Origin of the sequence: Actinomadura sp. NBRC 104412 (assembly GCF_030269515.1) — a bacterium.
Lineage (GTDB): Bacteria > Actinomycetota > Actinomycetes > Streptosporangiales > Streptosporangiaceae > Spirillospora.
The window spans coordinates 223,078-246,796 of the sequence record NZ_BSTM01000001.1 but is presented as its reverse complement, the minus strand read 5'-3'; the positions used below and the strand labels follow the sequence as shown (position 1 = coordinate 246,796).

The following is a 23,719-nucleotide window of genomic DNA, read 5'->3' as shown; positions in this document are numbered from 1 at the left end:
CACCTACTTGACGGCCATCGGGTTCAACGGCGAGCCCGCGGCGCCGACGATCGGGAGCGGCTGCGCGACGAACAGGAACTCGGCCACGCCGTCCTCCGCGCAGTCCTCGGCCAGGTCGTCCAGCCACAGCAGCTCGGCGAGCGGCAGGCCGAGGTCGCGCAGCGCCGCGATGTGGAAGGGGATGTCCCAGGAGTCCTGGGTGGCGTCCAGCGCCTCGACCGCCGAGTTGTCGGCGCCGACCAGGACGAGGTCCCGCTCGGCGATCCAGGCGGCGGCCGAGGCGTCCAGTCCCGGCTGCGGCGACGTGCCGAACGAGCCCGGCGTGCCGTCCCAGCTCCCCAGCGCCCCGGTCCGCACCAGCAGGATGTCGCCGGAACCCAGGTCGAGCCCGGTCGCCGACAGCGCGTCGTCCAGCAGTTCCGGGCCGATCACCGTGCCGGGCGGGACGCAGGGGACGCCGAGATGGCGGGCGATGTCCAGCAGGACGCCGCGCCCGAGGATCCCGCGTCCCATGGTGTGGACGCCCAGCCGCTTGGCGCCGCCGCCGGCGGTGACCAGACCGGCCCAGTAGCCGTTGTACATGGTGTCGTCCGCCGCGACGTGCGCCAGCCCGTCCAGTTGGGTGGACGTCTGCGTGCCCATCACCAGGACCTCGTCGGAGTAGGCCGGGTGGGTGGAGGGACGGTCCAGCACGCCGTCACCGGCCGCCGCCGTGCGCAGCGTCATCGGCCGCGGAACGGCACCCGTCGGCGGCACCCCGATCGGCAGGCCCAGCGAAAACCAGGTGCCCGTGCGCACCATCGACGCGCCCCTGCGCACGCTGCCGGGGGTGATGAGGTTGACGCAGCCGAGCTGGTCGTCCTCGCCCCAGCGTCCCCAGTTGTTGGGCGATCCGGGGCGCGCCCCGACGACCTTCCCGCGCTCGTCCACGCGGTAGCCGGGCGGCTTCCAGGGCGTGAGCGGCGCGTCGGGCACCTGCTGGGCGTTCATGGACCCTCCTCGACGGCTGTCCTAGCCGAGTTCGCGGATCGGCTTCCCCTTGAGGAAGGCGGCCACGTCCTCGACGATCTGGGCGAAGTAGCCCCGGTAACTGTCTTCGGTGACGTATCCGACGTGCGGCGACAGGACGGTGCCCGGCAGGTGGCGCAGCTCGTGGCCGGGCGGCAGCGGCTCGGTGCCGTAGACGTCGAGCGCGGCCCCGCCGATCCACCCCTCGCGCAGCGCCTCGGCGAGCGCCTCCTCGTCGATCAGCGGACCGCGCGAGGTGTTGACCAGGAGCGCCGTCGGCCGCATGCGGCGCAGGTCGTCCCGGGTCACGTAGCCGTGCGAGCCGGGGCCGAGCTTGAGGTGGACGGTCACCACGTCGGCCTCGGCGAAGAACGCCTCGCGGGGACGGTACTCCGCACCGGCCTCGGCGGCCTTCTCGGGCGTGAGGTTGCGGCTCCAGGCCGTCACGCGCATGCCGAACGCCCGGCCGACCGGGATGACCGCGCGGCCGATGTTGCCGAGCCCGAGCACCCCGAGGGTCTTGCCCTGGAGGAGCATGCCCAGACCGAGCTGCCACCCGCCGGACCGGACGACCGCGTCCTGCTGCGGGATCCGCCGCGCCAGCGCGAGGATGAGGCCCCAGGTCAGCTCGACCGTCGACACCATGCCCGCGAGCCCCTCGGTGCCGCAGACGGTGATGCCGAGCTCGCGCGCCGCCGGGACGTCGATCGCCGCGTTGACGAAGCCCGTCGTGACCAGCAGCCGCAGGTTGGGCAGCCTCCGCAGGACGCGGGCGGGGAAGGGCGTGCGCTCGCGCATCGCCACGATGGCGTCGTACGGCTCCAGGCGTGCGACCAGGGCGTCCTCGTCCGCCACATGGTCGTGGAAGGGGACGACCGTGACGTCCGGGCCGAGCGAGTCCCAGTCCGCCAGGTCGAGGGCGACGTTCTGATAGTCGTCGAGTACGGCGATACGGAAGGTCATGCCGCCCATCGTCGCCTGTTCCCGTCCCGGACGACGCGCCCGAAACGCAAGCCGGGGAAGTGCGCGCCGACCACGGGTGTCCCGTCGCGGACGAGGTCCCGCGCGACCGCGATCTGCATGGCGCGGGCCCGCGCCTCGTCGACGTCGATCACCCGCTCCCAGGCGTCGTCCAGGAGCTGGACGGGGTGGTGGACGACGTCCCCGATCAGCAGGGCCCGCTCGCCGCCGCCGCTCAGGACGATCATCGAGCTTCCGGGGGTGTGGCCGGGGGCGGGCACGATATCGACCCCGGGCGCGAGCGTCGTCTCGCCCGCGAACATCTCGAAACGGTTCTTGATCGGGCCGAGCGTCGCGGCCGCCACCTCGCGGTACTTCGCGTCGGGTGCGTTCTCGTCGCCCGCGCCGTCCACGAAACGGGTCCAGTCCGCTTCGGCGCAGCGGTAGGTGGCGGAGGGGAAGGTCGCCTCGCCCTCGACGGCGCACCAGCCGATGTGGTCGGCGTGCAGGTGGGTGAGGACCACGTCCGTGACGTCCTCGGGACGGACGCCCGCGGCGGCCAGGTTCTCGGGGAGGCGGGGGCCGGAGACGGTCGGCGGCGCCTGCGGTCCGTAGCCCGCGTCGACCAGCATCAGCCGGTCGCCGGAGCGGATCACGAACGTCCCGACCGGCATCTCCAGCTCGCCGTCGGGGGACAGGAACTCGCGGTGCTCCTCCCAGTCCTCGTCGCGGGTCCCCTTGCCCTCGCGGCCACCGCTTCCGGCCGCGTAGAGCTGGCCGGGCGTGACGTGCCCGATGCCGTCGTCGACGGGCGTGACGGCGATGCCTCCGACCTTCACGATCCGCTCCCCTCGAACGCGCCCTCCTTGGGGAAGACCTGCCGGTAGACCTGGACGTGCGAGCGGACGGCCGTGCCCAGGCGCTCGCGGCGGGGCGTCGGGGAGCCCGCCTTGCGGAAGGCCGGATCGTCGACGACTCCGGCGTCGGCCAGCTCGTACACCGCGAGGAAGGTGTGATCGGCCTCAGGGTTCTCCCCGTTGTAACCGGAGTCGTCGGGGACGGCGGCGAACCGCCGGGCGCTCAGCACCCCGGGCGCGCCCAGGATCGCCGGTACGTGCTCCTCGTCGTACCAGGAGTTGAAGTCGTCCACGACGGAGGGCTCGGCGGCCATCATGACGTGCAGCAGCGCCGAGCCGACCGGCTGTGTGGCGTCGCCCGCCGCGAACGGGCCGATCCGTTCGTAGACGGTACGGGAGAGGCCGAGGTCGAACGCGACGCGGCGGGTCCACGGGCTGGGGTCGTCCACCAGGGCCTGGAACTCGGGCCGGGTGAGCGCCCCCAGGTCGGCGAGCTGGTAGAGGGTCAGGAAGCCGAACTGGGTGGGGCTGGAGAATCCGGTCTCCACCCGCGCGAACCGCCGACCGCCGAGGATCCCCGGGACCGCCGCCATGTCGGCCAGATGCTCCTCGTCGTACCACGCCTCGAAATCCGCGACCTTCTCCGGCGGCACGTTCCAGCGAAGCTGTAGCAGGTTCGCCCCGATGCGCTGCTCGGCCACGGCGCCTCCTCCCCGGCGACCCGGCCGGAACCGATTTCCGGCCCGCAAGAGATCACCGCGCTCCGGTGCAGCGTAGGGCGGGCGACGGCCTAGAATCAAGCGCTTGTTAGGTTTGCTGGGCCGCGATGATCCGCTTCCGGCCGGACCGGGGCGACCTGGGGTGCGTGCCGCCCGGAACGGTCACGGAGAGTGCACGGCCGCACGTCCGGCGTGGCGGCTTGACCCGCCGGTCATGATCGTTCAATGCCTGGTCAGGGGCCGCATGCGGTCAACGGGAACGTGCCAAAAACCGGTAGGATCCCTCCGATTTGATCAGGGGTCCGTCACGCTGGGAGCGGGACGGTTTTCGGGGGGCGGGGGCGTTCATGTCACAGGTGCACCATTTCAGTTACGGGGTTCTCACTCCTGTCGCCGCGTACGTGATGTCGTTCATCGGTTCGCTGATCGGCCTCCAGTGCACCTCGCGGGCGCGGGCGGCCTCGGGTCTGTCGCGGGCCTCCTGGCTGGCGCTGGCGGCGGTGGCGATCGGAGGGACCGGCATCTGGGTCATGCACTTCATCGCCATGCTCGGCTTCACCGTGTCCGGCATGGAGATCCGGTACGACGTCGGGCTCACGCTGCTCAGCGCGGTCATCGCGATCGCGGTGGTCGGCGTGGGGACCTTCATGGCCGGGTTCGGCGGCCCGAAGGCGATCGTCGTGCTGCCCGCCGGGTTCGTCACCGGGCTCGGCGTCGCCGCGATGCACTACACGGGCATGGCCGCCATGAACCTGGCGGCCGAGGTCTCCTACACCCCCGGCATCGTGCTGCTGTCGGTGCTGATCGCCGTGGTGGCGGCCACCGCCGCGCTCTGGTTCACGCTACGGGTCCGCGGCACGCTCGCGACCGGCGCCGCCGCGATGATCATGGGTGTGGCGGTCAGCGGCATGCACTACACCGGCATGGCCGCGCTGAACGTGCGCCCCGCGGCGGGCGCGGCCGGGCCGACCGGGGCCGGCGCCATCGACCTGCTGATGCCGCTGGTCGTCGGGGTGAGCGTCGTGGCGGTCGTCCTCCTGGTCATCGTGACGGTGTTCCCCGGCGAGGCGGAGATGGTCCACGCGGCCGACCTGGACCGCCGCACGCAGGAGCTCGCGCGGCGCCGTGAGCCGGCCGCCCCGTCCCAGGAGGCGCCCGCCCCGCGGCCGCAGCCGAAGAAGACGACGAACCAGTGGTTCGACGCCTGACGGCGGACCCGTGCCGCGACCTCGCCGAGGCCGCCGGGGTCAGCCCGGGGTTGATCGACCACCACTTCGGCTCCGAGCACGACCTTCTGGTGACAACTGGACCGGGTGCCGCATCTGGAGCCGGCGACCGGGTCTCGATGTGCAACTATCGGGCCAACCGCTGAGCGCCCGCCGGACGGCTACCGTCCCTTGACTTTGAACAACGGCAGCATACTATTCCTCTATGTCGAATAGTGGGGGCTCCTCGTCGCCGGGACTCAGTTCGGTCGACAACGCGCTGCGCATCCTCGTCCTGCTCAGCGCCCGCCCCAGCCTCCGCGTCGCGGACGCGGCGGCCGAGCTCGGCATCGCCCGCTCCACCGCGCACCGCCTGCTGGCGACGCTCAAGAAGCACGAGTTCGCCGCCCAGGACAAGGGGAACGCCGCGTACCGGATCGGCCCCGCCCTCACCAAGATCGGCCTGGTCGCGAACGAGCGGCTGGACGTCCGCCGCGCCGCCGCGCCGATGCTCGAGGAGCTGCGGCGGCGGACCGGGGAGACGGTGAGCCTGTCCGTCCTCGAAGGGCAGAGCGTCCGGTTCGTCGAGTGCCTTGAGGGCACCCGCGCGGTACGGGTCGGCGACCGCACCGGCCTCGTCCTGCCCGCCGGCGCGACGGCGGGCGGCAAGGCGCTGCTGGCGGCGCTCCCCGAGGACGACCTGGACTCGCGCTTCCCCGCCGAGGACCTTCCCGTGCTGACGGCGGGGACGCGGCCGACCCGCGAACGGCTGCGCGCCGAGCTGGCGGCCGTCCGCCGGGACGGGTACGCGGTCAACCTGGAGGAGAGCGAGCAGGGGATCTGCGCCGTCGCCGCCGCCGTGCGCGACCCGGCGGGAGCGCCGCTCGGCGCGATCGCCCTGGTGGTGCCGTCCAGCCGCTTCGACCGCGCCGCCGCCGAACGGTGGGCGCCGGTCCTCATCGAGGCCGCCCGGACCGTCGAGGACGCTCTGACCAGGGCATGAGCGCCTAGGGGCTACGTCGCGCGGGTGCGGGCCAGCAGAAGCGTCACGTCGTCTTCCGCGTCCTCGCCCACCAGGGTGTCGACCACATGCCTGCACCTCTCCGGCAGCGGCCCCCGCGAGCCGGCGAGCGCGGCGCCCAGGCGGTTCATGCCCTGGTCGAGGTCGGACTCGCGGCGCTCGATCAGGCCGTCGGTGTAGAGCACCATCAGCGTCCCCTCGGCGAGGTCGAGGTCCATCGACCGGTGCGTTCCCATGCCCAGCCCGATCGGAGTGCCGGGGGGAACGTCCGGGAAGGTGATCGAGCCGTCCGGGTCCATCAGCGCGGGCGGCGGGTGCCCCGCCGAGGCCATCGTGCACTGCCCGGCCGCCGGATCGTACAGCGCCAGCAGGACGGTCGCGGCGATGGGGGAGTCGCGGTCCTCCTCCTCCGCCTCGCGCGCGAACACGCCGTCCAGGCGGGCCAGCAGCTCGTCCGGCGGCAGGTCCTGGTAGGCGAGGGTGCGCATGGCGGTGCGCAGGCGCCCCATGCTCGCGGCCGCGGCGATGCCGTGCCCGGTCACATCGCCGATGACCAGGGCGACGCGGGACCCGGGCAGGGCGATCGTGTCGTACCAGTCGCCCCCGACGCCCTCATAGCGCGTGGACGGCATGTAGTACGAGGCCACGTCCATGGCGTCCCCGCCCGAGACGCGGCTCGGCAGGAGGTGGCGTTGCAGGGTCAGGGCCGCGGTGTGCTCGCGCGTGTACTGGCGGGCGCTGTCCAGGCTCAGCGCCGCGCGGTCGGCGAGTTCCTCCGCGAGGATCTGGTCGTCCCTCGTGAAGGACGTCTCGTTGTCGGTGCGCAGGAACGCGGCGACGCCCAGGATGTTCCCGCGTGCCTTCAACGGAACGATGACCAGGGTGTGCATGCCGGTCTCATGGACGACCCTGGCGCGGTGCGGGTCGTGGCTGAGCCAGCCGTCGGGCGAGGTGTCCAGCACCGGTTCGAGGTAGGAGTGGCCGGTTTCCAGGACACGGGTGAACGGCGAGTTCTCCGGCACGTAGACCACCTGCCCGGCCGGCCAGAGCGGACCGGGGACCTCGCCGTGGATCGAGGCCAGCGCCGCGCGGCGGAACACCGGCCGGCCCGCGTCCGCGGTGTCCAGATGGTCCAGGGGCTCGGGGCCGGGGAGGACCGACTCCGACAGGTCGACGGTCACGTAGTCGGCGAAGCCCGGCACGGCCAGGTCCGCCAGTTCCTGCGCGGTCCGCATGACGTCGAGCGTGGTCCCGACCCGGACGCTGGCCTCGCGCAGCAGGGCGAGGCGCTCCCGCGCCATGCTGTGCGTGATGTCGATGGCCAGCAGGCACACGCCCAGGGGACGCCCGTCCACCCCCTCCACGCGGAACAGGAAGGTCGACAGGGAGCGCTCCTCGTCCTCACCGGCCAGCGACCAGCGGGACTCGCGGTCGATCACGGCCTCGCCGCCGTCGAGCACCTCCCGGATCAGGTTCGGCGGGACGGGGGCGTCCGCGTCGGGAGGGATCTGCGTCAACTGGCCGCCGACCCGGAAATAGGGGAACACGTCGCGCAGTTGGTGCGCGCCCTCGTTCAGCCAGACGCACCGCAGGTCGCGGTCCCAGACGGCCACGACCACGGGGGCGCGGGTCAGCAGCGGTTCCAGCACCGAGGTCCCGTCGCCGTCCGCGCTCGCGGGCAGCGCGCGCACGAGCCAGTCGTGCGGTCCTCTCGGGACGAGGAGCCGCGACCGCTCAAGGTGGACCAGGGTCCTTCGGCCGTCGCGGTGACGGAGCTCTTCGAGACCCGACCGGTACTCGATGTCGCCGCTGCCGCCGTCCCGGCTCCAGATCCGGGAGGCGTCGCCCTCTCCCGCGAGGAGCTCGCCGCCGGGATGGCCGAGGATGTCCTCGGCGCGGAACCCGAGGAGCGCCTCGGCGGCCCGCGTCCACCCGACCACCCGGCCCGCGCCGTTCAGGACGGTGATCGCGGGCCTCGCCACCTCCGCCGCGTCCGACGCCTCCGTACCGCCTGCCGTCGCGCCCGCCTTACCGCCCGCCGTCTCGTCAGGTGTGGCCATCCGAATGTCCAATCGCCCACTGGAGACTTACGCACCGGATGACGGGACAAACACGCCATCGCGGATGGGTGCCGAGACTTTGCCGTCCCGTGAACGGCCCGGGCGGTCCGGGTACGCCGCCCGGCGGTCAGCCGAAGGTGATGACGCGGCGGACACCGTGCAGGGACCCGCCGGCCATGGCCTCCAGCGTCGCCGGGGCGTCGTCGATCCCGATGCGCTCGATCTCGGGCAGGATGCCGTGATGCGCCGAGAAGGCCAGCGTGTCCCGGGTGTCGTGGGGCGAGCCGGACGGCGTGGCCATGACGCGCAGCCGGTCGCGCACCATCGGGGGGACCTCCAGCGTCAGCGGCGCGCCGTCGTAACCGCAGAGCACCAGCGTCCCGTCCGGTGCCAGGCCGGTCAGGACGGCGGAGGCGGGCGCGTTGGTCGGGGCGGAGTTCAGGATGACGTCCGCACCGCCGCCCCACGCCTTCAGCGCCTCGGCCGCGTCGGTCTCGGAGCCGGCGACGAACAGCTCCGCGCCGAGCCTCCTCGCCCTCTCCTCGCCGCGGGACGACCGTCCGATCGCCGCGACCCGGGCGCCCATCGCGGCGGCGTACCGGATGGCGAGCGCACCGATACCGCCGGTGCCGATGACCGCCACCCGCGAGCCCGGCCCAGCCCCGGCCACCCTCAGGCCGTTGAAGGCGGTCAGGCCCGCGCACATCAGCGGCGCCGCCGCGACCGGGTCGAGCCCGTCCGGAAGCGGGGTCGTGAACCCGCCCTTGAGCAGGACGTACTCGGCGTACCCGCCGTCCACGACGATGCCGGTGACGCGCCTGCGCGGGCAGAGGATCTGGTCGCCGCGCACGCAGTAGTCGCAGGACCCGTCCGAGTCGTACAGCCACTGGCCACCGACCGTGTCACCGGTGGACAGGCCCGGCACCCCGTCGCCGACCGCGGCGACCGTGCCGGTGATCTCATGCCCGGGGACGACGGGGAACCGGGCGAACGGAACGCGCCCGCGTATCAGGTTCACATCCGAGTAGCACATTCCACAGGCGATGACCTTCACCAGGACTTCTCCCGGCCCGGGCTCGGGAACCTCGCGGTCGGTCAAGGACAGCCGGGTGTTCGGCCCGGTGGCGACTGCTGCGCGCATTGACGTTTCCCATCGGTGTAAGCGGTGGCGGAACCGTAAGTGGTCGCCGGTGTGGAAGTGGTCACGGGACCGCTAAGCGGCAGCGGACCAGGTGGAGAGGATCCCCGGGTCGTCCGCGTCCACACCTGCGGACTATAGAGAGGCCGGCCACCGCCGGTAAGAGGGGTGTCAGTCCGAATTCGTGCAATGCTCTGGTGTTTTCGGCGAACCCGAGTACTGTTCCTGGATAGTGCCGAGGGGAGGGAAAGGCACGGCCAGATCGAGTCGGCCGCGAGGTGGGCGGCGCGGCATCGTTGGGTGACTCCGCCGGAGGAGAAGCCATGAACCCGACCCGGTTGAGCGAGACCATGAGCGCAGGAAATCCTGTTCCCCAACCCCGCACGGGGTCGACGGCGCTGCGCATCCTGCTGGGCGCCCAACTGCGCAGGCTGCGAGAGGCGCGCGGCATCTCCAGGGAAGAGGCGGGCGCGGCGATCCGCGCCACCCACTCCAAGATCAGCCGGCTTGAGCTGGGGCGCAACAGCGCCAAGGAACGCGATGTCGCGGACCTGCTGACGCTGTACGGGGTCCGGGACGAGCTGGAGCGGGAGGCGATCCTCGAACTGGCCCGGCGGGCCCGGACCCAGGGCTGGTGGCATCGCTACAGCGACATCCTGCCCTCCTGGTTCGAGACCTACATCGGGCTCGAAGAGGTCGCCTCGGCCATCCGCACGTACGAGGTGCAGTTCATCCCCGGGCTCCTCCAGGTCCCCGACTACGCCCGCGCCGTCATCCTGCTCCGCCACACCGGCGCGCCGCCCGAGGAGATCGAGCATCGGGTCGGTCTCAGGATCGCGCGGCAGCGGCTGCTCACCGAGCCCAACGCGCCCAAGCTGTGGACCGTGCTCGACGAGGCCGCCCTGCGCCGCCCGCTGGGCGGCCGGGAGGTCATGCGGGAGCAGCTACGGCATCTGATCGAGATCACCGAGCTGCCCAACGTCACCGTGCAGATCGTCCCGTTCGACGCCGGCGGGCACGCCGCCGCGGGCGGGCCGTTCACCATTCTGCAGTTCCCCGAGCCCGACCTGGCCAACGTCGTCTACATCGAGCAGATCAACAGCGCGCTGTACCTGGACAAGCCCAGGGACGTGGACGACTACATGGAGATCATGGACCGGCTCTGCATCGAGGCCGGGTCCGTGGCCGCCGGTCGTCGCCTGCTGGAGGAAATCCTCGCCGCGACCTGAGCACCCGGCCCGGGGAACGGAAACACAAACGCCCCGGATAACGACTCGTGCATCGCCTTGCCGGACTCCCTTGACCTCTCCAGGAGCCACTATTAGCCTCGCGAAGGTTGTCCCCCCATTGTCCCCCCTTTCTGCGTTCGGCAGATCGCAGGCCAATGGCCTGTGCGTTCACAAGGTGCGGCCGTGACCGATACGACGAGCCATATTGGTAAACGCATTCCCCGGATCGAGGGCCCGTCCAAGGTCACAGGTGAGGCGCTGTACGCGGCGGACGTGACGGTCCCGGGAATGCTGTGGGGCAGGACGCTGCGCTCACCGCACCCGCACGCGCGCATCGTGTCGGTGGACGCCTCCCGCGCACGGGAACTGGAGGGCGTGCACGCGGTGCTCACCGGGCGGGACGCACCGCCGACCATGGTGGGACGCATGTTCCGCGACCTGCCCCTGCTCGCCCGGGACGTGGTGCGGTTCGCGGGCGATCGCGTGGCGGCCGTCGCCGCCGACTCGGTGGAGATCGCCGCCGCGGCCGTGGAGCTGATCGACGTCGAGTACGAGCCGCTGCCCGCGGTGTTCGACCCGGTCGAGGCGACCTCCGAAGGCGCGCCCGTCCTGCATCCCGACGTCCGGTCCTACGGGTACGTGCCCGACCCGCCGCCGGCCTGGCCGCTTCCGCATCTCATCCCCGATGACGTGCCGAACGTCCAGTCGTACGTGAAGTGGGGCCACGGCGACGTCGAGCAGGGCTTCGCCGAGTCGGACCTCGTCTTCGAGAACGAGTTCAGGACGCCCCCGACCCACCAGGGCTACCTCGAGCCCTCGGTGTCCACGGTGCGGATCGGGGAGGACGGCCGGGTCCAGGTGTGGATGACGCACAAGAACCCGTTCCCCGGCCGGGCGTGGCTCGCCCAGGCCATCGGGGTGCCGGAGGACGACATCGTCTTCGAGTTCGTCCGGATCGGCGGCGACTTCGGCGGCAAGGGCGACCTGCGCGACGCCCCGCTGGCGTACCACCTGGCCAGGCTGACGGGCCGCCCGGTGCGCTTCGCGATGGACTACGACGAGGAGTTCGCCGCGGCGAGCACGCGGCACGGCTCGGTCATCCGCATGAAGACCGGCGTGCGCCGGGACGGGACGCTCGTCGCCCACCGCGCCGAGGCGATCTTCGACGGCGGGGCCTACGCCGCCTACAAGCCGCGGCCCGAGGTGCATCTGGTGGGCCCCCGCCATCTCGGCGGCGGCTACCGGTTCGAGCACGTGTTCATGGACGCCGCCTGCGTCTACACCAACCACGTCCCGGCCGGGTTCATGCGCGCGCCCGGCGAGCCCCAGGTGATCTTCGCGCTGGAGTCGCACATGGACGCCATCGCCGGGGAGCTCGGGCTGGACCCGTACGAGTTCCGCCGCCGGAACCTGCTCGCCGACGACGAGCCGTCGGCGGCCGGGCACCGCAAGACCGGTCTCCAGTTCCAGGCCGTGCTGGACGCCGCCGTCGACGCGGCGGGCTGGCACGGGCCCAAGCCGAGCCCACCCGGAGGCGGACGGGTCGGGCGCGGGCTGGCGGTCAGCAACCAGAAGCTCGGCACCGGGTTCTCGGTGGCGGTGGCGATGCTGCTCCCCGGCGGCGAGGTCGCCGTCCGCACCGGCGTCCCCGACGCGGGCGTCGGCAGCCACACGATGCTGCGGCAGGTGGCCGCCGAGCTGCTGACGCTGCCGCTGGACGCGGTGCGGATCCTCCCCGGCAGCACCGACGAGTCGCCGTGGGACATGGGCCTGGGCGCGTCCCGGCACACCTACGTCCACGGGCAGGCGGTCGCGTCGGCCTGCGCGGAGCTGGCCGGCAGGCTCAAGGAGACGGCCGCGGAGTCGTTCGGGGTGCCTCCGGAGCAGGTCACGCTGGAGCGTGGAACGTTCTCCCACCCCGGCGGCGAGCGGAGGCTGGGCTTCGCCGACCTCGCCGGGACGCTGGCCGCCGACGGTCCGTTCGCCGTCCCCGGCCAGTTCCTGCATCCGGGTGACGAGGCCGAGACCGAATGCTTCTCCGCGCAGGTCGCCGAGGTCGAGGTCGATCCCGAGACCGGCCAGGTGCGGGTGCTGCGGCTGACGACCGCCAACGACCCCGGCACGGTGATCAACCCGATGATGGTCGAGGGGCAGATCGAGGGCGGCGTCGTCCAGGGGCTCGGGTACGCGCTCATGGAGGAGCTGCGGATCGTGGACGGCCATGTCGCCAACGGGAGCTTCGTCGACTACCGGATCCCCACGGCCGCCGACGTCCCGCCGCTGACCAGGGTGCTCGTCGAGGACGCGACGGGTCCCGGGCCGTTCGGCGCCCGTCCCATCGCCGAGTACACGGTGGCGGCCACCGCGCCCGCCATCGCCAACGCCGTCTTCGACGCGGTCGGCGTCCGGATCACCAGCACACCGATCACCGCCGAGAAGATCTGGCGCGCTCTGCACGCCAAGGAAGGCAGGGCCTCGTGACGCGCGTCCGGCTGTCGGTCAACGGCAAGGAGTACCAGCTCGACGTGCCCGCGGCACGCCGGCTGCTCGACTGCCTCCGCCACGACCTGGGGCTGACGGGGACGAAGGAGGGCTGCGGCACCGGCGCGTGCGGCGCCTGCACCGTCCTCGTCGACGGGGAGATGATCAGCTCGTGCCTGCTGCCCGCCGTCATGGCCGACGGCAGGGAGATCGTCACGATCGAGGGCGTGGCCCAGGACGGTGAGCTGTCCGCGCTTCAGCGGGCGTTCGTCGAGCACGGCGGCTTCCAATGCGGCATCTGCACGCCGGGCCAGATCCTCGCCGCGCGGGCACTGCTGGACGAGACCCCGGACCCCTCGCCCGACGAGGTGACGCGCTGGATGGCCGGCAACCTGTGCCGCTGCACCGGCTACTACAAGATCGTCGAAGCCGTGCTGGCCGCGGCCGGGGAGGGGAAGGCGGCCGATGAGCGAGCCTGAGTTCCTGGCGCCCGCGCGCCTGTCCGAGGCCGCGCAGATCCTGGCCGAGCACGGCACCGACGCCAGGGTGCTCGGCGGCGGGACGGCCCTGCTCCCGCTCATGAGGCGGCGGATCGCCACGCCGCGCGTCCTGCTCGGCCTGCATCGGATACCGGGCATCGCGGAGGTGAACCACCACTTCAGCGGCCTGCGCATCGGCGCGCGGGCCACGCTGCGGACCCTGGAGACGGCGTCCGCGGTCGGCGGCCTCATCCCCGGGCTCGGGGACGCGCTCGCGCGCATCGGGGTCGTCCGGATCCGCAACCAGGCCACCGTCGGCGGCACGCTCGCCTGCGGCGACCCGCGCCTGGACCTGCCCGCGCTGCTGGCGGTGCTGGACGCCGACCTGCGCCTGGTGAGCACCAGGGGCGAGCGCACCATCGGCTTCGGTGACCTCTATGCCGGGGACGGCGCGACCGCGGTCCGGCCCGACGAGCTGATCGTCGACGTGCACGTCCCGTTCCAGCCCGCCGGAAGCACCCTGGTCCACCTCAAGTACCTGCCGGGGACCGAGGGCGGCTACCCGACCGTGGGCGTGGCGGTCCGGCTGGGCCTGGACGAGGCGGGGGAGCGGATCGCCGACGCCCGTCTCGCGCTCGTCGGCGCCGGTCCCGCCACCGTCGTCGCCCCGGCCGCGCAGGACGCGCTGCTCGGCGCGCGCCCCACCGGAGAGGTGTTCGCGGAGGCCGCCGCCGCGGTGCGGGACGAGATCGCGCCCGAGACCGACTCCCTCGGGACGGCCGAGTACAAGCGCGCCATGGCCGAGGTCTTCACGCGCCGGGCGCTCACCGAGGCCCTCGCCCGGGTGCGGGCGACCTGACCCGGGGCTTCTCAGGGCTTGACGCCCACACCGCCCGCGATCTTCAGCCGGGTGCGCGGATGGTCCCGCTCGGGCCGCCACTCCTCGATCCCGACCAGCCCGGGAGGCAGCAGCTCGAAGCCGTCGAAGAGGTCGCGGATCCGCTCCCGCTCCCGGAAGGTCACCTTGACCGGCGAGTCGGCGTAGATCTCGTTGAACGCGGCGATCCCCTCCGGATCGCTGTCGGCGGAGAACTGCACGAGCGCCAGGTGGCTGCCGGGTGCCATCCTCTCCCGATACGCGGCCACGATCCCGGCGGGGTCCTCGTGGTCGGCGACCAGATGGAACACGGCGATGCACAGGATGCCGACCGGCTCGCCGAAGTCGATGAGCCGCCGGACGGCGGGATCGTCGAGAATCTGCTCCGGCTTGCGGAGGTCGCCCTCGACGGCCGCCACCCCCGCGTCCGTGGCCAGCAGCGCGTCGGCGTGGACGACCACCACGGGGTCGTTGTCGACGTACACCACCCGCGCGTCCGGATCGACGGTGCGGGCGACCTCGTGCACGCTCGGGGACGTCGGGATGCCGGTGCCGATGTCGATGAACTGCCTGATCCCCGCCTCGGACAGCGTCCGCACCACACGGACCAGGAACTGCCGCAGCTCGCGCGCCAGCACCGGGGTGTCCGGCGCCGACCGGGCGATCCGCCCGGCCGCCAGTCGGTCGGCCTCGTAGTTGGTCTTGCCGCCCAGGAAGTAGTCGTACACCCGCGCATGGTTGGGCGTCGAGGTGTCGATTCTCTTGGGCGCCTCTTCCGGACCCACCACGACTGCTCCACCGCCTTGTCCGCTTGCGCGTGGCCACGACTATAACGGGCGTACCGCCGGATCCGTCCGATCTTGCTCCGACCTGGCGGCACGGACGGCGGCGGCCCAGTTCGCCGCGCATCGGAGGCACCGATGTTTCGGCGAGGCGTCATGTCCGCGCCATCCGGGTGCAGCCGTCATGCCGCTGATATCCGGTGATCTGCCGCCATGACCAAGAACAGCTCCCCTCTTTCCGCCGTGGACCGCCGCCGTTTCCTGGGCGGCATCGGCGCGGTCGCCGGGCTGGCGGCCGCCGCTCAGATCCCGTTGGAAGGCGGCGCCCTCGCCGCTCCGCGCGTCCGCGGCGGCGAGTTCCCGTTCAAGCTCGGCATCGCCTCGGGCTGCCCGGAGCCCGGCGGCGTCGTGCTGTGGACGCGGCTCGTGCCCGAGCCGTTCAGCCCGGACGGCGGCATGCCGAGCCGCGCGGTCCCGGTCGACTGGCAGGTCGCCCTGGACCCGCGCATGCGCAAGGTCGTCAAGGGCGGCACGGTCTCGGCCCTGCCCGAGCTCGCGCACTCGGTGCACGTCGAGGTCCGGGGTCTGCAACCGGACAGGGAGTACTACTACCGTTTCCGCTACCGCGGGGAGGTCACCGAGGTGGGCCGCACCCGCACCGCGCCGCGTGAACGCGACGTTCTGATGTCGATGCGTTTCGCCTTCGCCTCCTGCCAGGACTGGTCGCACGGCTACTACTCCGCGTACCGCAGCATGGCCGAGGAGGACCTCGACCTGGTGCTGCACCTCGGCGACTACGTGTACGAATACGGTGTCCCGGCGGACGGGGGCCTGCGCAGGACGCCCACCCCCGACGTGCTGCGCCAAGGCCCGCGTGACCTCGCCCGGTGGCGGATGCAGTACGCGCTCTACAAGTCCGACCCGGACCTGCAACGCGCGCACGCCCGCTTCCCGTGGCTGGTCACCTGGGACGACCACGAGGTCGTCAACGACTACGCCGGTGCCGAGGACGATCCGATCAGCGCGAACCGGGTCGCCGCGTACCGGGCCTGGTACGAGCACCAGCCGGTGGGCCGCCGGTCGCTGCCGCGCAGGAACGGCTCGCTGACCCTCTACCGCAGGCTGCGCTGGGGACGCCTCGCGCAGTTCGACCTGCTGGACACGCGCCAGTACCGCACCGCGCCGCCGTGCGGCTGGGGCGAGGCCCCGTCGTGCGACGCCGGCAACGATCCGTCCAAGGGCAGCATGCTCGGCGCCACGCAGGAGAAGTGGCTTCTGGACGGTCTGCGCCGCTCGTCCGCGCGCTGGAACGTCATCGCGACCAGCGTGATGATGGCACGGCTCGACCACGACGGCCCGTCCGGCGACATCATCTGGCACGACGCGTGGGACGGCTACCCGGCCTCGCGGAGGGCGATCACCGACACCTTCACCTCGGCCAGGGTGCGCAACCCCGTCCTGGTCGCCGGCGACTGGCACTCCACGTTCGTCAACGACATCACCAGCGACTTCGACCGGCCCGGCGCGCCGGTCGTCGCGACGGAGTTCGTCGGCACGTCCATCAGCACCAACGGCGACGATGAGGTCTACGGGCCCTACTACGGCCCGATGATCAAGTGGAACCCGCACATCAGGTTCTTCGACGGCGACCGGCGCGGCTACGTCACCTGCACGGTGAACGCCCGGGAATGGCGGACCGACCTGCGCATGGTCCCCACCGTCAGCCGTGCCGACGCGCCCGCGACGACCTTCGCGTCCTTCGCCGTCGAGGACCGGCGTCCCGGGGCCGTGCGGATCTAGCGGTGGTCAGTGTGGTGGGTCCGGCGGCACGACCTCGATGACCACGTTGCCGATCTTCTGGCCGGTCTCGACGTAGCGGTAGGCGTCCGCGATCTCGTCCAGCGGATAGCGCCGGTCGATGACCGGCCGGAAGCGTCCGTCGGCGATGAGGTCCCGCAGGTACAGCACCACCTCCTGGCCGCTCCGCGGGAACGGGAACCTGACCCGCTTCCCGCCCCGTAGTCGCGTGGCCAGCGGCAGGACCAGGTTCTGCCATCCCGGGCCCAGATCGGACGACACGTACGTCCCGCCGGGTTTCAGCAGCGGCTTGCACCGGCCGAACGTGCTCTTGCCGACCGCGTCGAACACCACGTCGTAGGTCTGCGCGTCCTTGGTGAAGTCCTCGGCCGTGTAGTCGATGACCCGGTCGGCGCCGAGTCCGCGCACCAGGTCCAGGTTCGCCGTGCCGCAGACCGCGGTGACCGTGACATCGAGGGCTTTCAGCAGTTGTACCGCCGCCGAGCCGATGGCGCCGGTCGCCCCGTTGATGAGGACGGCCTGCCCGGCCTCGATCCCGGCGCACTTGATGAACGAGTAGGCGTAGTGCGAGCCCTCGGTGCCGGGCGCCGCCTCGGCGAACGTCGTGCCCTCCGGCATTGTCGCGATCATGCCGTCCGCGCGCACCGCCACGTATTCGGCGTGCGTTCCGAACGGGCCCTCGTTGTAGCCGAACACCCGGTCGCCCACGGCGAAGGACGTGACGCCTTCGCCGACCGCCGCCACGACCCCGGCGAACTCGGTTCCCAGGATGCGGCGCCGCGGGCGGACGATCCCGCTGACCATCCGAATGAAGAAGGGATATGCCCTCCGGTAGGCGCAGTCCGTCCGGTTGACCGTGGTCGCATGGACCTTGACGAGAACCTGTCCCTCACCGGGTGAAGGCCGTTCGACCTCGGCGATCCTGACCACGTCGGGCGGGCCGTATCTGGCGACAACCGCTGCCTTCATGACCGAACCCTAATACGGGGCGCAATCGCTCAAAAGGCATCTTCGGCCGCGCCTCCCGCTCCGCCCGCTCGCGGAGAGCGCAGCGGAATTCGTTGGACTGGCCTTCCGGTATGTGGAAACGCGGGTGGTCGCCGGGGCGCCGTGGCACGAGTCTCAGTGCGTCGGCAATCGGGGTGTGACCTGGTCAGATCGGACATAGGAGTGTCGTGCCGTGAACGAGTTCGCCTCATCCCGCAGATCCTTCCTCGCCTTGGCCGCCGCGGCGGCCGGCTCTCCCCTGCTGGCGGCCTGCGGTTCGGGTCCCGCGGGTGGTTCCGGGGGCGGCGGGGGCGGGAAGCAGACGACGTTCCTCAGCTACCTGCCGCTGGAGACCGTGTCGATGGCGCCCGAGCTGCTCGCCGTGGCCGGCGGCCACTTCGAGAAGCACGGGCTCGACGTGAAGTTGCAGCCGGTCAAGGGATCGCCGCAGGCCATGCAGACGCTGCTGTCCGGTATCGGCCCCATCACCCGGCTCGGCCAGATCGACGTGATGATCGCGATCGCCGAGACCCGGCGCCCGTTCGTCGCCATCGGGACGCTCAGCCGCGGCTCGTCGCTGCGGTTCATGTACAGCAAGAAGAACCACCCGATCACCAAGCCGCAGGACCTGGTCGGCCAGACGATGGGCGTGCCGTCCGAGGGCGGGACCAGCGACAAGGTGGTGTCGCTGGTGCTGGCCGGCGCCGGCATCGACCCCAAGGAGACCAGGCGGCAGGTCGTGGGCCTCACCCCGGGCACGTTCAACCTGGTGGAGCGGGGCAGGATCGTCGGGTACGTGGTCAGCGTCGACACCGCCAACCTGCTGATGTCGCAGAACCCCGACGCCGGGGCGTTCGACCCCGCCCAGTTCGTCAAGTCCGACCAGCAGGTGTACGTCACGACGAAGGACGCCCTGAAGAAGGATCCGGACACCCTCAAGAAGTTCATGGCGGCCATCCATGACGCGGTGTCCTCGATCGTGACGGACCGGTCGCTGGACGCGACCGTCAAGACGCTGCGCGAGAAGTACTCGTTCGCGACGCTCGACAACGACAAGATCGTCAAGGCGAGCCTGACACAGCTCCGGGGCTCCTGGACGGGCGGCGACCCGAGCAAGCCGCTGCTGGTCACGGACGGGACCGTGTGGGCCAACGGGTACAAGGAGCTCACCTCCGCCGGCATCGCCAAACCCGGCGGTGACGCGGCCTCGTGGTTCGACAACTCCCTCCTGCCCAAGACATGAGCCGGCGGCTGCGGAGCGAGGTTCCGGAGGGCAGCCCGCGCTGGGCGACGCGCAGGGCACAGTGGCGCGCGCTCGGGCTGACCGACGACGACCTGACCAAACCGAAGATCGCGATCGTGAACTCGTCGTCGGGGCTGGCGCCGTGCTTCGCGCATCTCGACCCCGTCGCCGCGGCGGTCAAGCGGTCGGTGGAGGCCGCGGGCGGGGTCGGGTTCGAGATCCGCACGGTCGCGCCGACGGACTTCATCATGTCCGCGGGCCGCGGCGGCGGCCATGTCCTGTCGAGCCGCGACCTGCTGGCCGCCGACATCGAGGCGGTGGTCGAGGGCGCCCAACTGGACGGCATGGTGTGCCTGGCGTCGTGCGACAAGACGACGCCGGGCCAGCTCATGGCGGCGGCCCGGACCGACGTCCCGACGCTGGTCCTGGCCTGTGGCTACCAGAGCTGCGGACGGCTCGACAACGGTGAGCGGGTCGACATCGAGGAGGTGTTCCTGCGCGCCGGAGGGCTGAGATTCGGCGGCATCACCGTCGACGGCCTGTGCGACCTGAGCGAACGCGCGATCACCGGGCCGGGCGTGTGCACCGGCATGGGCACCGCGAACTCCATGCACATCGTGGCCGAGGCGCTCGGCATGACGTTGCCCGGCACCGCGCCGGTACGGGCGAACGGCGAGACGATGTGGCGGGCGGTGGAGGCCAGTGGCGAGGCGATCGTCCGGGCGGTGCGCGAGGATCGCCGCCCCCGGACCATCATGACGCCGGGGGCGTTCGCCAACGCGGTGATGGCGGTGCTCGCGGTCAGCGGTTCGATCAACTGCGTCAAGCATCTACAGGCGATCGCGCGGGAGTCCGGCGCCGAGATCGACGTGTACCGGCTGTTCGAGAAGTACGCGGACACGATCAGGCCGCTGGCCGCCGTCCGTCCCAACGGGGAGGACGGCATCGAGGAGTTCGAGGACGCGGGCGGCGCCCTCGCGGTCCTCAAGCAGCTCGGCGAGGCGCTCGAAGGGGACGCCGTCACCGTCACCGGCGACACGATGGCGGACCGGGTGGCCCGCGCGGTCGTCAAGGACGAGCGGGTCATCCGCCCGCTGAGCGACCCGCGCGGCGATCACCCGACGGTCGTGGTCGTGCGCGGCTCGCTCGCTCCCGACACGGCCATCGTCAAGCTGTCGGTGACCGAGGAGCGTCCCGCCACCTTTGAGGGCACGGCCCGGGTCTTCGACGACGCGCCGTCCGCGATCGCCGCCATCGAAGGCGGCGGCGTCCGCCCCGGGGACGTGCTGGTGCTGCGCGGGCTCGGCCCCGTGGGCACCCCCGGCATGGGCATGGCGTCCCAGACGGTCTTCGCGCTCAACGGCGCCGGGCTGACCGAACGGGTCGCCGTGGTCACCGACGGTCAACTGTCGGGGCTGGTCAACAAGGGGATCGTGGTGGGGGAGGTGCAGCCCGAAGGCGTGCTCCCCGGGCCGCTGGGGGTCGTCGAGGACGGCGACCCGATCTCCATCGACCTGGCCGCCCGCCGCGTCGACCTGCTCGTCGACGAGCGCGAGCTGGAGCGGCGGCACGCGGAGCGGCCGCCGCATCAGGTGCCCGGTGACAGCTCCGGATGGCTCTCCGTGTACGCGCGCTCGGTCGAGCCCCTGCACCGTGGGGCGACCCTGCGTGGCAACGACCTTCCCCCGAGCGACAGGAGCACGAATGCCGCACGAGCTCACCGAGCTTAAGGTCAACACCGTCACCAGGCCGGCCGCGGACCCGGTGGAGGAGCTGACCGCCGACCTCTGCGTGGTGGGCGCCGGGATCTCGGGGCTGTCGGCCGCGGTGGCGGCGCGGCGGCTCGGCCGGTCGGTGGTGCTCGCGGACGCCCTTCCGCTGCTCGGCGGGCAGTGCGTGAACTCGATCATCGGGTTGTTCTGCGGCGTCTACGGTAACGCCCCGCGCTACCACCGGTTCACCCGCGGGATCTTCGACCCGATGTTCACCGATCTGGCCAGGACGAACGACATCCACTTCAACAAGGGCCACACCGTGACCGTGGCCTACGACGAGGTGGTCCTGGGCCGGTGGGTGGAGAACCTCGTCCACTCCCTGGGGATCCAGGTCGTGCTCGGCGCGTCGGTGCTGCGGGTGGAGGCGGACGGCGGCCGGATCGGCGCGACCACGTTCGCCACCCGGCACGGCCTGGTCCGGGTGCGCGCGACCGGTTTCGTGGACGCGACCGGCGACGCGGCCCTCACCTGGGAGGCGGGCCTGCCCTGCCGGGTCCCCGAACGCACCGTCTGGGGCTCGCAGCAGATCCGGCTGGAGAACCTGCGCGAGGAGTTCAAGCCCGAACCGGCCGAGCTGGTGGCCCGGATCGAGGAGAAGGCGACGGAGTACGGCCTGCTGCGGCGGGACGGCCTGGCGTTCTTCTTCCCCGGCCGGAACACCGCGGTCATGAACATGACCCATGTCGAGGCGCCGCTGGAGGCCGTCCACGCGTCCCGTGCGCAGCTTGAGGGGCGGGCCCAGGCCGACCGTGTCGTGGAGTTCCTGCGCAGGGAGTTCCCGAAGGCGTTCGGGGAGGCGCGGGTGCGCAACTACGGATTCCCCGGACGCCGCCAGACCCGCTGGATCGCGGCCGTCCACCAGCTCTCGCTGGAGGAGGTCAGGACCGGGTACCGGTTCGAGGACGCGGTGGCCCGCACGGCCTGGCCGATCGAGCTGCACGACCGGGCGGAGGGGTACGTGTGGGAGACGTTCGGGCCCGACCACGTCCACTACGTCCCCTTGCGCAGCCTGATCCCGCTGGGCGCGCACAACCTCGTCGCGGCCGGGCGCTGCGTGGACGGTGACGCCGCCGCGCTGTCGAGCGTCCGGGTGATGGGCCCGTGCGCCGCGACCGGGCATGCCGCCGCGCACGCGCTCGACCTCGCCGGCGAGGGCTCCGTCCAGGAGATCGACACCGGCGAGCTGCGCGAGCGGATCCGCGAGAACGTCGACGAGTAGGCACCTGTAGGCGACGTGTAGGCGACCTGTACGCGAACAAGGGAGGGGAGAGGGCCGGTGCGGCTGGCGGACGACGAGAAGGCGATGCTGGACGGAGCCGAGGGACCGGCGGTGGCCGCCGCGATGGATCTGCTCGTCCGGTACGGGGAGGCGCTGGGCGCCGACGGGCTGTGCGACATCCGCAACGTCGCGGGGACGATGACCCAGCCGTCCCCGGTGAAGGCCAGGCTGGTGCGCGAGGGCGGCTGGAACAAGGCGTTCGCCGTGATCAACCTGGACAGCGACGACGATCTGGAGATCCCGCACATGCGGGTGCCGACGTGCCAGCTTCAGCACGGATTCGGCGAGGACGCGCTCGGGGTGGTGCCGTACCCGGAGAACATGGTCGCGCTCCAAGGGGACGCCGAGTCCTTCTACGGCGCGCACGGGGTCAACATCCTCGCCACGTGCACGCCGTACCAGGTGGGGAACCTGCCGGTGCGCGGCGAGCACTGCGCCTGGATGGAGTCGTCGGCGGTCGTGTACGCCAACTCCGTCCTGGGCGCCAGGACCAACTGCGAGGGCACGGCGTCCACGGGCGCGGCGAGCCTGACGGGCAAGATCCCCTGCTGGGGCAACCACCATGAGGAGAACCGCCACGGCACCCACCTGATCGAGGCGGCCGTGCCCGTCGACGGGTTCCTCGACTGGGGGATGTTCGGCTATTTCGTGGGTGAGGTCGTCCAGGAGAACCGCCCGGTCGTGATCGGCGACCTGCACCGTCCCGACCTGACCGACCTCAAGCACTTCGGCGCGGCGGCGGCCTCGTCGGGGGGCGTGGAGCTGTACCACATCCCCGGCATCACCCCGGAGGCGCCGACCGTGGAGGCCGCCTTCGGCGGGCGGGCGCTGCCCGAGAAGGTCGTGTACGGGGAGCGCGAGCGCCGCGGGATCTACGAGCGGCTGAACGACCAGGGCCGGTCCACGGACGTCGACTTCGTCCTGCTCGGCTGCCCGCACGCGTCCCTCGACCAGATCGCCAGGACGGCGCGCGCGCTCGACGGGCGGAGGCTCAGCCCGGGCACCGAGTTGTGGATCATGGCTCCGCGGGCGCTGCGCGCCATGGCCGACCGCAGCGGCTACACCGAGACCATCCAGCGCGCGGGCGGCCGGGTGCTGACCGACTCCTGCCCGGCGATGTCCAGGGTGGCGCCCGAGGGCACCCGCGTGTTCGCCACCGACTCGGCCAAGCAGGCGCACTACCTGCCCGCGATCCTGGGCATCGAGGCGTGGTTCGGAACCCTGGAGGAATGCGTGGACGCCGCCGTCACCGGAACCTGGCGAGGAGACCTGCGATGACCATCGAGATCCGAGGCCGCGGCATCGTCCCCGGGTACGCCGAGGGCGAGGCCCTGGTCACGCGCGAGACCATCTCCGGCTGGGGCGGCATCGACCCCGCGACGGGCACGATCATCGAGCGCAGGCACGAGCTGTCCGGGGTCTGCTTCACCGGGAAGGTCCTGGTCTTCCCCGGCGCCAAGGGCTCCTCGGGCTGGTCGGGCTTCTTCCAGAGCACCCGGCTGCTCGGCACGGCCCCGCTGGCGATGGTGATCACCACCCTGTCCGCCAAGTCGGCGCTGGGTGCGGTGGTCACCCGGGTCCCGACGGTGTCCGAGCTGGACGAGGACCCCGTGGAGGTCATCAGGACGGGCGATCTCGTCACCGTCGACGCGCATCGCGGCGTCGTCACGGTGAAGCCCGCGCGCTGACGTGGGGCCTCTCGGGTAGGCGCCACGGGCCGGGTGGTGCTGACCCCACCATGGATCGGTGAGATATCACCAATGATCTTCGGGCCGCCGCGCGGTTGGCTGGGATCAGGCGG

20 protein-coding genes are annotated in these 23,719 nt (G+C 71.9%); 12 read left to right on the top strand and 8 right to left on the bottom strand.

What is annotated here, in order from left to right:
- Positions 1 to 3: 3 nt before the first annotated feature.
- From QSK21_RS01145 to QSK21_RS01130, 4 genes are read right to left on the bottom strand one after another with little or no spacing between them, the layout of a single operon-like run.
- Positions 4 to 990 (bottom strand): cyclase family protein, encoded by a 987-nt coding sequence (locus QSK21_RS01145; RefSeq protein WP_285692877.1) that lies wholly within the window; start codon positions 988 to 990, stop codon positions 4 to 6.
- A 21-nt stretch (positions 991 to 1,011) separates the two neighbouring features.
- Positions 1,012 to 1,971: a D-2-hydroxyacid dehydrogenase family protein gene (locus QSK21_RS01140; protein ID WP_285692874.1), complete on the bottom strand. Its 960-nt coding sequence runs from the start codon at positions 1,969 to 1,971 to the stop codon at positions 1,012 to 1,014.
- Entirely contained in the window at positions 1,968 to 2,807 is an 840-nt protein-coding gene (locus QSK21_RS01135) for an MBL fold metallo-hydrolase (RefSeq protein ID WP_285692871.1), read from the bottom strand. The genes QSK21_RS01140 and QSK21_RS01135 overlap by 4 nt, the downstream gene beginning before the upstream one ends.
- On the bottom strand, positions 2,804 to 3,526 hold the full coding sequence (locus tag QSK21_RS01130; protein WP_285692869.1) for a DUF4286 family protein: 723 nt from the start codon (positions 3,524 to 3,526) through the stop codon (positions 2,804 to 2,806). The genes QSK21_RS01135 and QSK21_RS01130 overlap by 4 nt, the downstream gene beginning before the upstream one ends.
- 365 nt (positions 3,527 to 3,891) lie before the next feature.
- On the opposite strand from QSK21_RS01130, the gene QSK21_RS01125 reads away from it, so the two are divergent.
- Both QSK21_RS01125 and QSK21_RS01120 read left to right on the top strand, forming a co-directional pair.
- Positions 3,892 to 4,752 carry an MHYT domain-containing protein gene (locus tag QSK21_RS01125; protein ID WP_285692866.1) on the top strand — a complete coding sequence of 287 codons (861 nt, stop codon included), beginning with the start codon at positions 3,892 to 3,894 and terminating at the stop codon, positions 4,750 to 4,752.
- A 223-nt stretch (positions 4,753 to 4,975) separates the two neighbouring features.
- Positions 4,976 to 5,752 (top strand): IclR family transcriptional regulator, encoded by a 777-nt coding sequence (locus QSK21_RS01120; RefSeq protein WP_285692863.1) that lies wholly within the window; start codon positions 4,976 to 4,978, stop codon positions 5,750 to 5,752.
- A gap of 11 nt (positions 5,753 to 5,763) precedes the next feature.
- Here the strand turns inward: QSK21_RS01120 and QSK21_RS01115 are convergent, their stop codons facing one another.
- Both QSK21_RS01115 and QSK21_RS01110 read right to left on the bottom strand, forming a co-directional pair.
- On the bottom strand, positions 5,764 to 7,830 hold the full coding sequence (locus QSK21_RS01115; protein ID WP_285692862.1) for a SpoIIE family protein phosphatase: 2,067 nt from the start codon (positions 7,828 to 7,830) through the stop codon (positions 5,764 to 5,766).
- Positions 7,831 to 7,957: 127 nt separating this feature from the next.
- The gene (locus QSK21_RS01110; RefSeq protein ID WP_285692860.1) at positions 7,958 to 8,971 is read right to left on the bottom strand and encodes an alcohol dehydrogenase catalytic domain-containing protein; all 1,014 of its coding nucleotides are present in this window, start codon (positions 8,969 to 8,971) and stop codon (positions 7,958 to 7,960) included.
- 320 nt (positions 8,972 to 9,291) lie between these two features.
- Between QSK21_RS01110 and QSK21_RS01105 the strand changes: the two genes are divergently transcribed.
- The 4 genes from QSK21_RS01105 to QSK21_RS01090 all read left to right on the top strand — a co-directional run bounded on the left by QSK21_RS01105 (position 9,292) and on the right by QSK21_RS01090 (position 14,016).
- A complete protein-coding gene (locus tag QSK21_RS01105; RefSeq protein WP_285692858.1) occupies positions 9,292 to 10,197 on the top strand; it encodes a Sco1979 family transcriptional regulator in 906 nt (301 codons plus the stop codon).
- Between the two features lie 183 nt (positions 10,198 to 10,380).
- Positions 10,381 to 12,678, top strand: a complete 2,298-nt coding sequence (locus QSK21_RS01100) for a xanthine dehydrogenase family protein molybdopterin-binding subunit (RefSeq protein WP_285692855.1) — start codon at positions 10,381 to 10,383, stop codon at positions 12,676 to 12,678.
- Entirely contained in the window at positions 12,675 to 13,157 is a 483-nt protein-coding gene (locus QSK21_RS01095; protein WP_285692854.1) for a (2Fe-2S)-binding protein, read from the top strand. Before QSK21_RS01100 ends, QSK21_RS01095 begins: the two co-directional genes overlap by 4 nt.
- Positions 13,144 to 14,016, top strand: a complete 873-nt coding sequence (locus QSK21_RS01090) for an FAD binding domain-containing protein (RefSeq protein ID WP_285692852.1) — start codon at positions 13,144 to 13,146, stop codon at positions 14,014 to 14,016. The genes QSK21_RS01095 and QSK21_RS01090 overlap by 14 nt, the downstream gene beginning before the upstream one ends.
- 11 nt (positions 14,017 to 14,027) lie before the next feature.
- On the opposite strand, the gene QSK21_RS01085 is transcribed toward QSK21_RS01090, so the two are convergent.
- Positions 14,028 to 14,822, bottom strand: a complete 795-nt coding sequence (locus QSK21_RS01085) for an SAM-dependent methyltransferase (protein ID WP_285692850.1) — start codon at positions 14,820 to 14,822, stop codon at positions 14,028 to 14,030.
- A gap of 207 nt (positions 14,823 to 15,029) precedes the next feature.
- Between QSK21_RS01085 and QSK21_RS01080 the strand changes: the two genes are divergently transcribed.
- Positions 15,030 to 16,616, top strand: a complete 1,587-nt coding sequence (locus QSK21_RS01080) for an alkaline phosphatase D family protein (RefSeq protein WP_285692848.1) — start codon at positions 15,030 to 15,032, stop codon at positions 16,614 to 16,616.
- 6 nt (positions 16,617 to 16,622) lie between these two features.
- Here QSK21_RS01080 and QSK21_RS01075 read toward each other — a convergent pair whose 3' ends face one another.
- Positions 16,623 to 17,603, bottom strand: a complete 981-nt coding sequence (locus QSK21_RS01075) for an NAD(P)-dependent alcohol dehydrogenase (RefSeq protein ID WP_285692847.1) — start codon at positions 17,601 to 17,603, stop codon at positions 16,623 to 16,625.
- A 211-nt stretch (positions 17,604 to 17,814) separates the two neighbouring features.
- On the opposite strand from QSK21_RS01075, the gene QSK21_RS01070 reads away from it, so the two are divergent.
- From QSK21_RS01070 to QSK21_RS01050, 5 genes are read left to right on the top strand one after another with little or no spacing between them, the layout of a single operon-like run.
- Positions 17,815 to 18,864, top strand: a complete 1,050-nt coding sequence (locus QSK21_RS01070) for an ABC transporter substrate-binding protein (protein ID WP_285692845.1) — start codon at positions 17,815 to 17,817, stop codon at positions 18,862 to 18,864.
- Positions 18,861 to 20,594, top strand: coding sequence for a dihydroxy-acid dehydratase (locus tag QSK21_RS01065; RefSeq protein WP_285692843.1), 1,734 nt, complete (start codon positions 18,861 to 18,863; stop codon positions 20,592 to 20,594). Before QSK21_RS01070 ends, QSK21_RS01065 begins: the two co-directional genes overlap by 4 nt.
- Positions 20,569 to 21,858 carry an FAD-dependent oxidoreductase gene (locus QSK21_RS01060; RefSeq protein ID WP_285692840.1) on the top strand — a complete coding sequence of 430 codons (1,290 nt, stop codon included), beginning with the start codon at positions 20,569 to 20,571 and terminating at the stop codon, positions 21,856 to 21,858. Before QSK21_RS01065 ends, QSK21_RS01060 begins: the two co-directional genes overlap by 26 nt.
- A 57-nt stretch (positions 21,859 to 21,915) precedes the next feature.
- The gene (locus QSK21_RS01055; protein WP_285692838.1) at positions 21,916 to 23,196 is read left to right on the top strand and encodes an aconitase X; all 1,281 of its coding nucleotides are present in this window, start codon (positions 21,916 to 21,918) and stop codon (positions 23,194 to 23,196) included.
- Positions 23,193 to 23,606 carry an aconitase X swivel domain-containing protein gene (locus tag QSK21_RS01050; protein WP_285692836.1) on the top strand — a complete coding sequence of 138 codons (414 nt, stop codon included), beginning with the start codon at positions 23,193 to 23,195 and terminating at the stop codon, positions 23,604 to 23,606. The genes QSK21_RS01055 and QSK21_RS01050 overlap by 4 nt, the downstream gene beginning before the upstream one ends.
- The last annotated feature ends 113 nt before the right edge of the window (positions 23,607 to 23,719 follow it).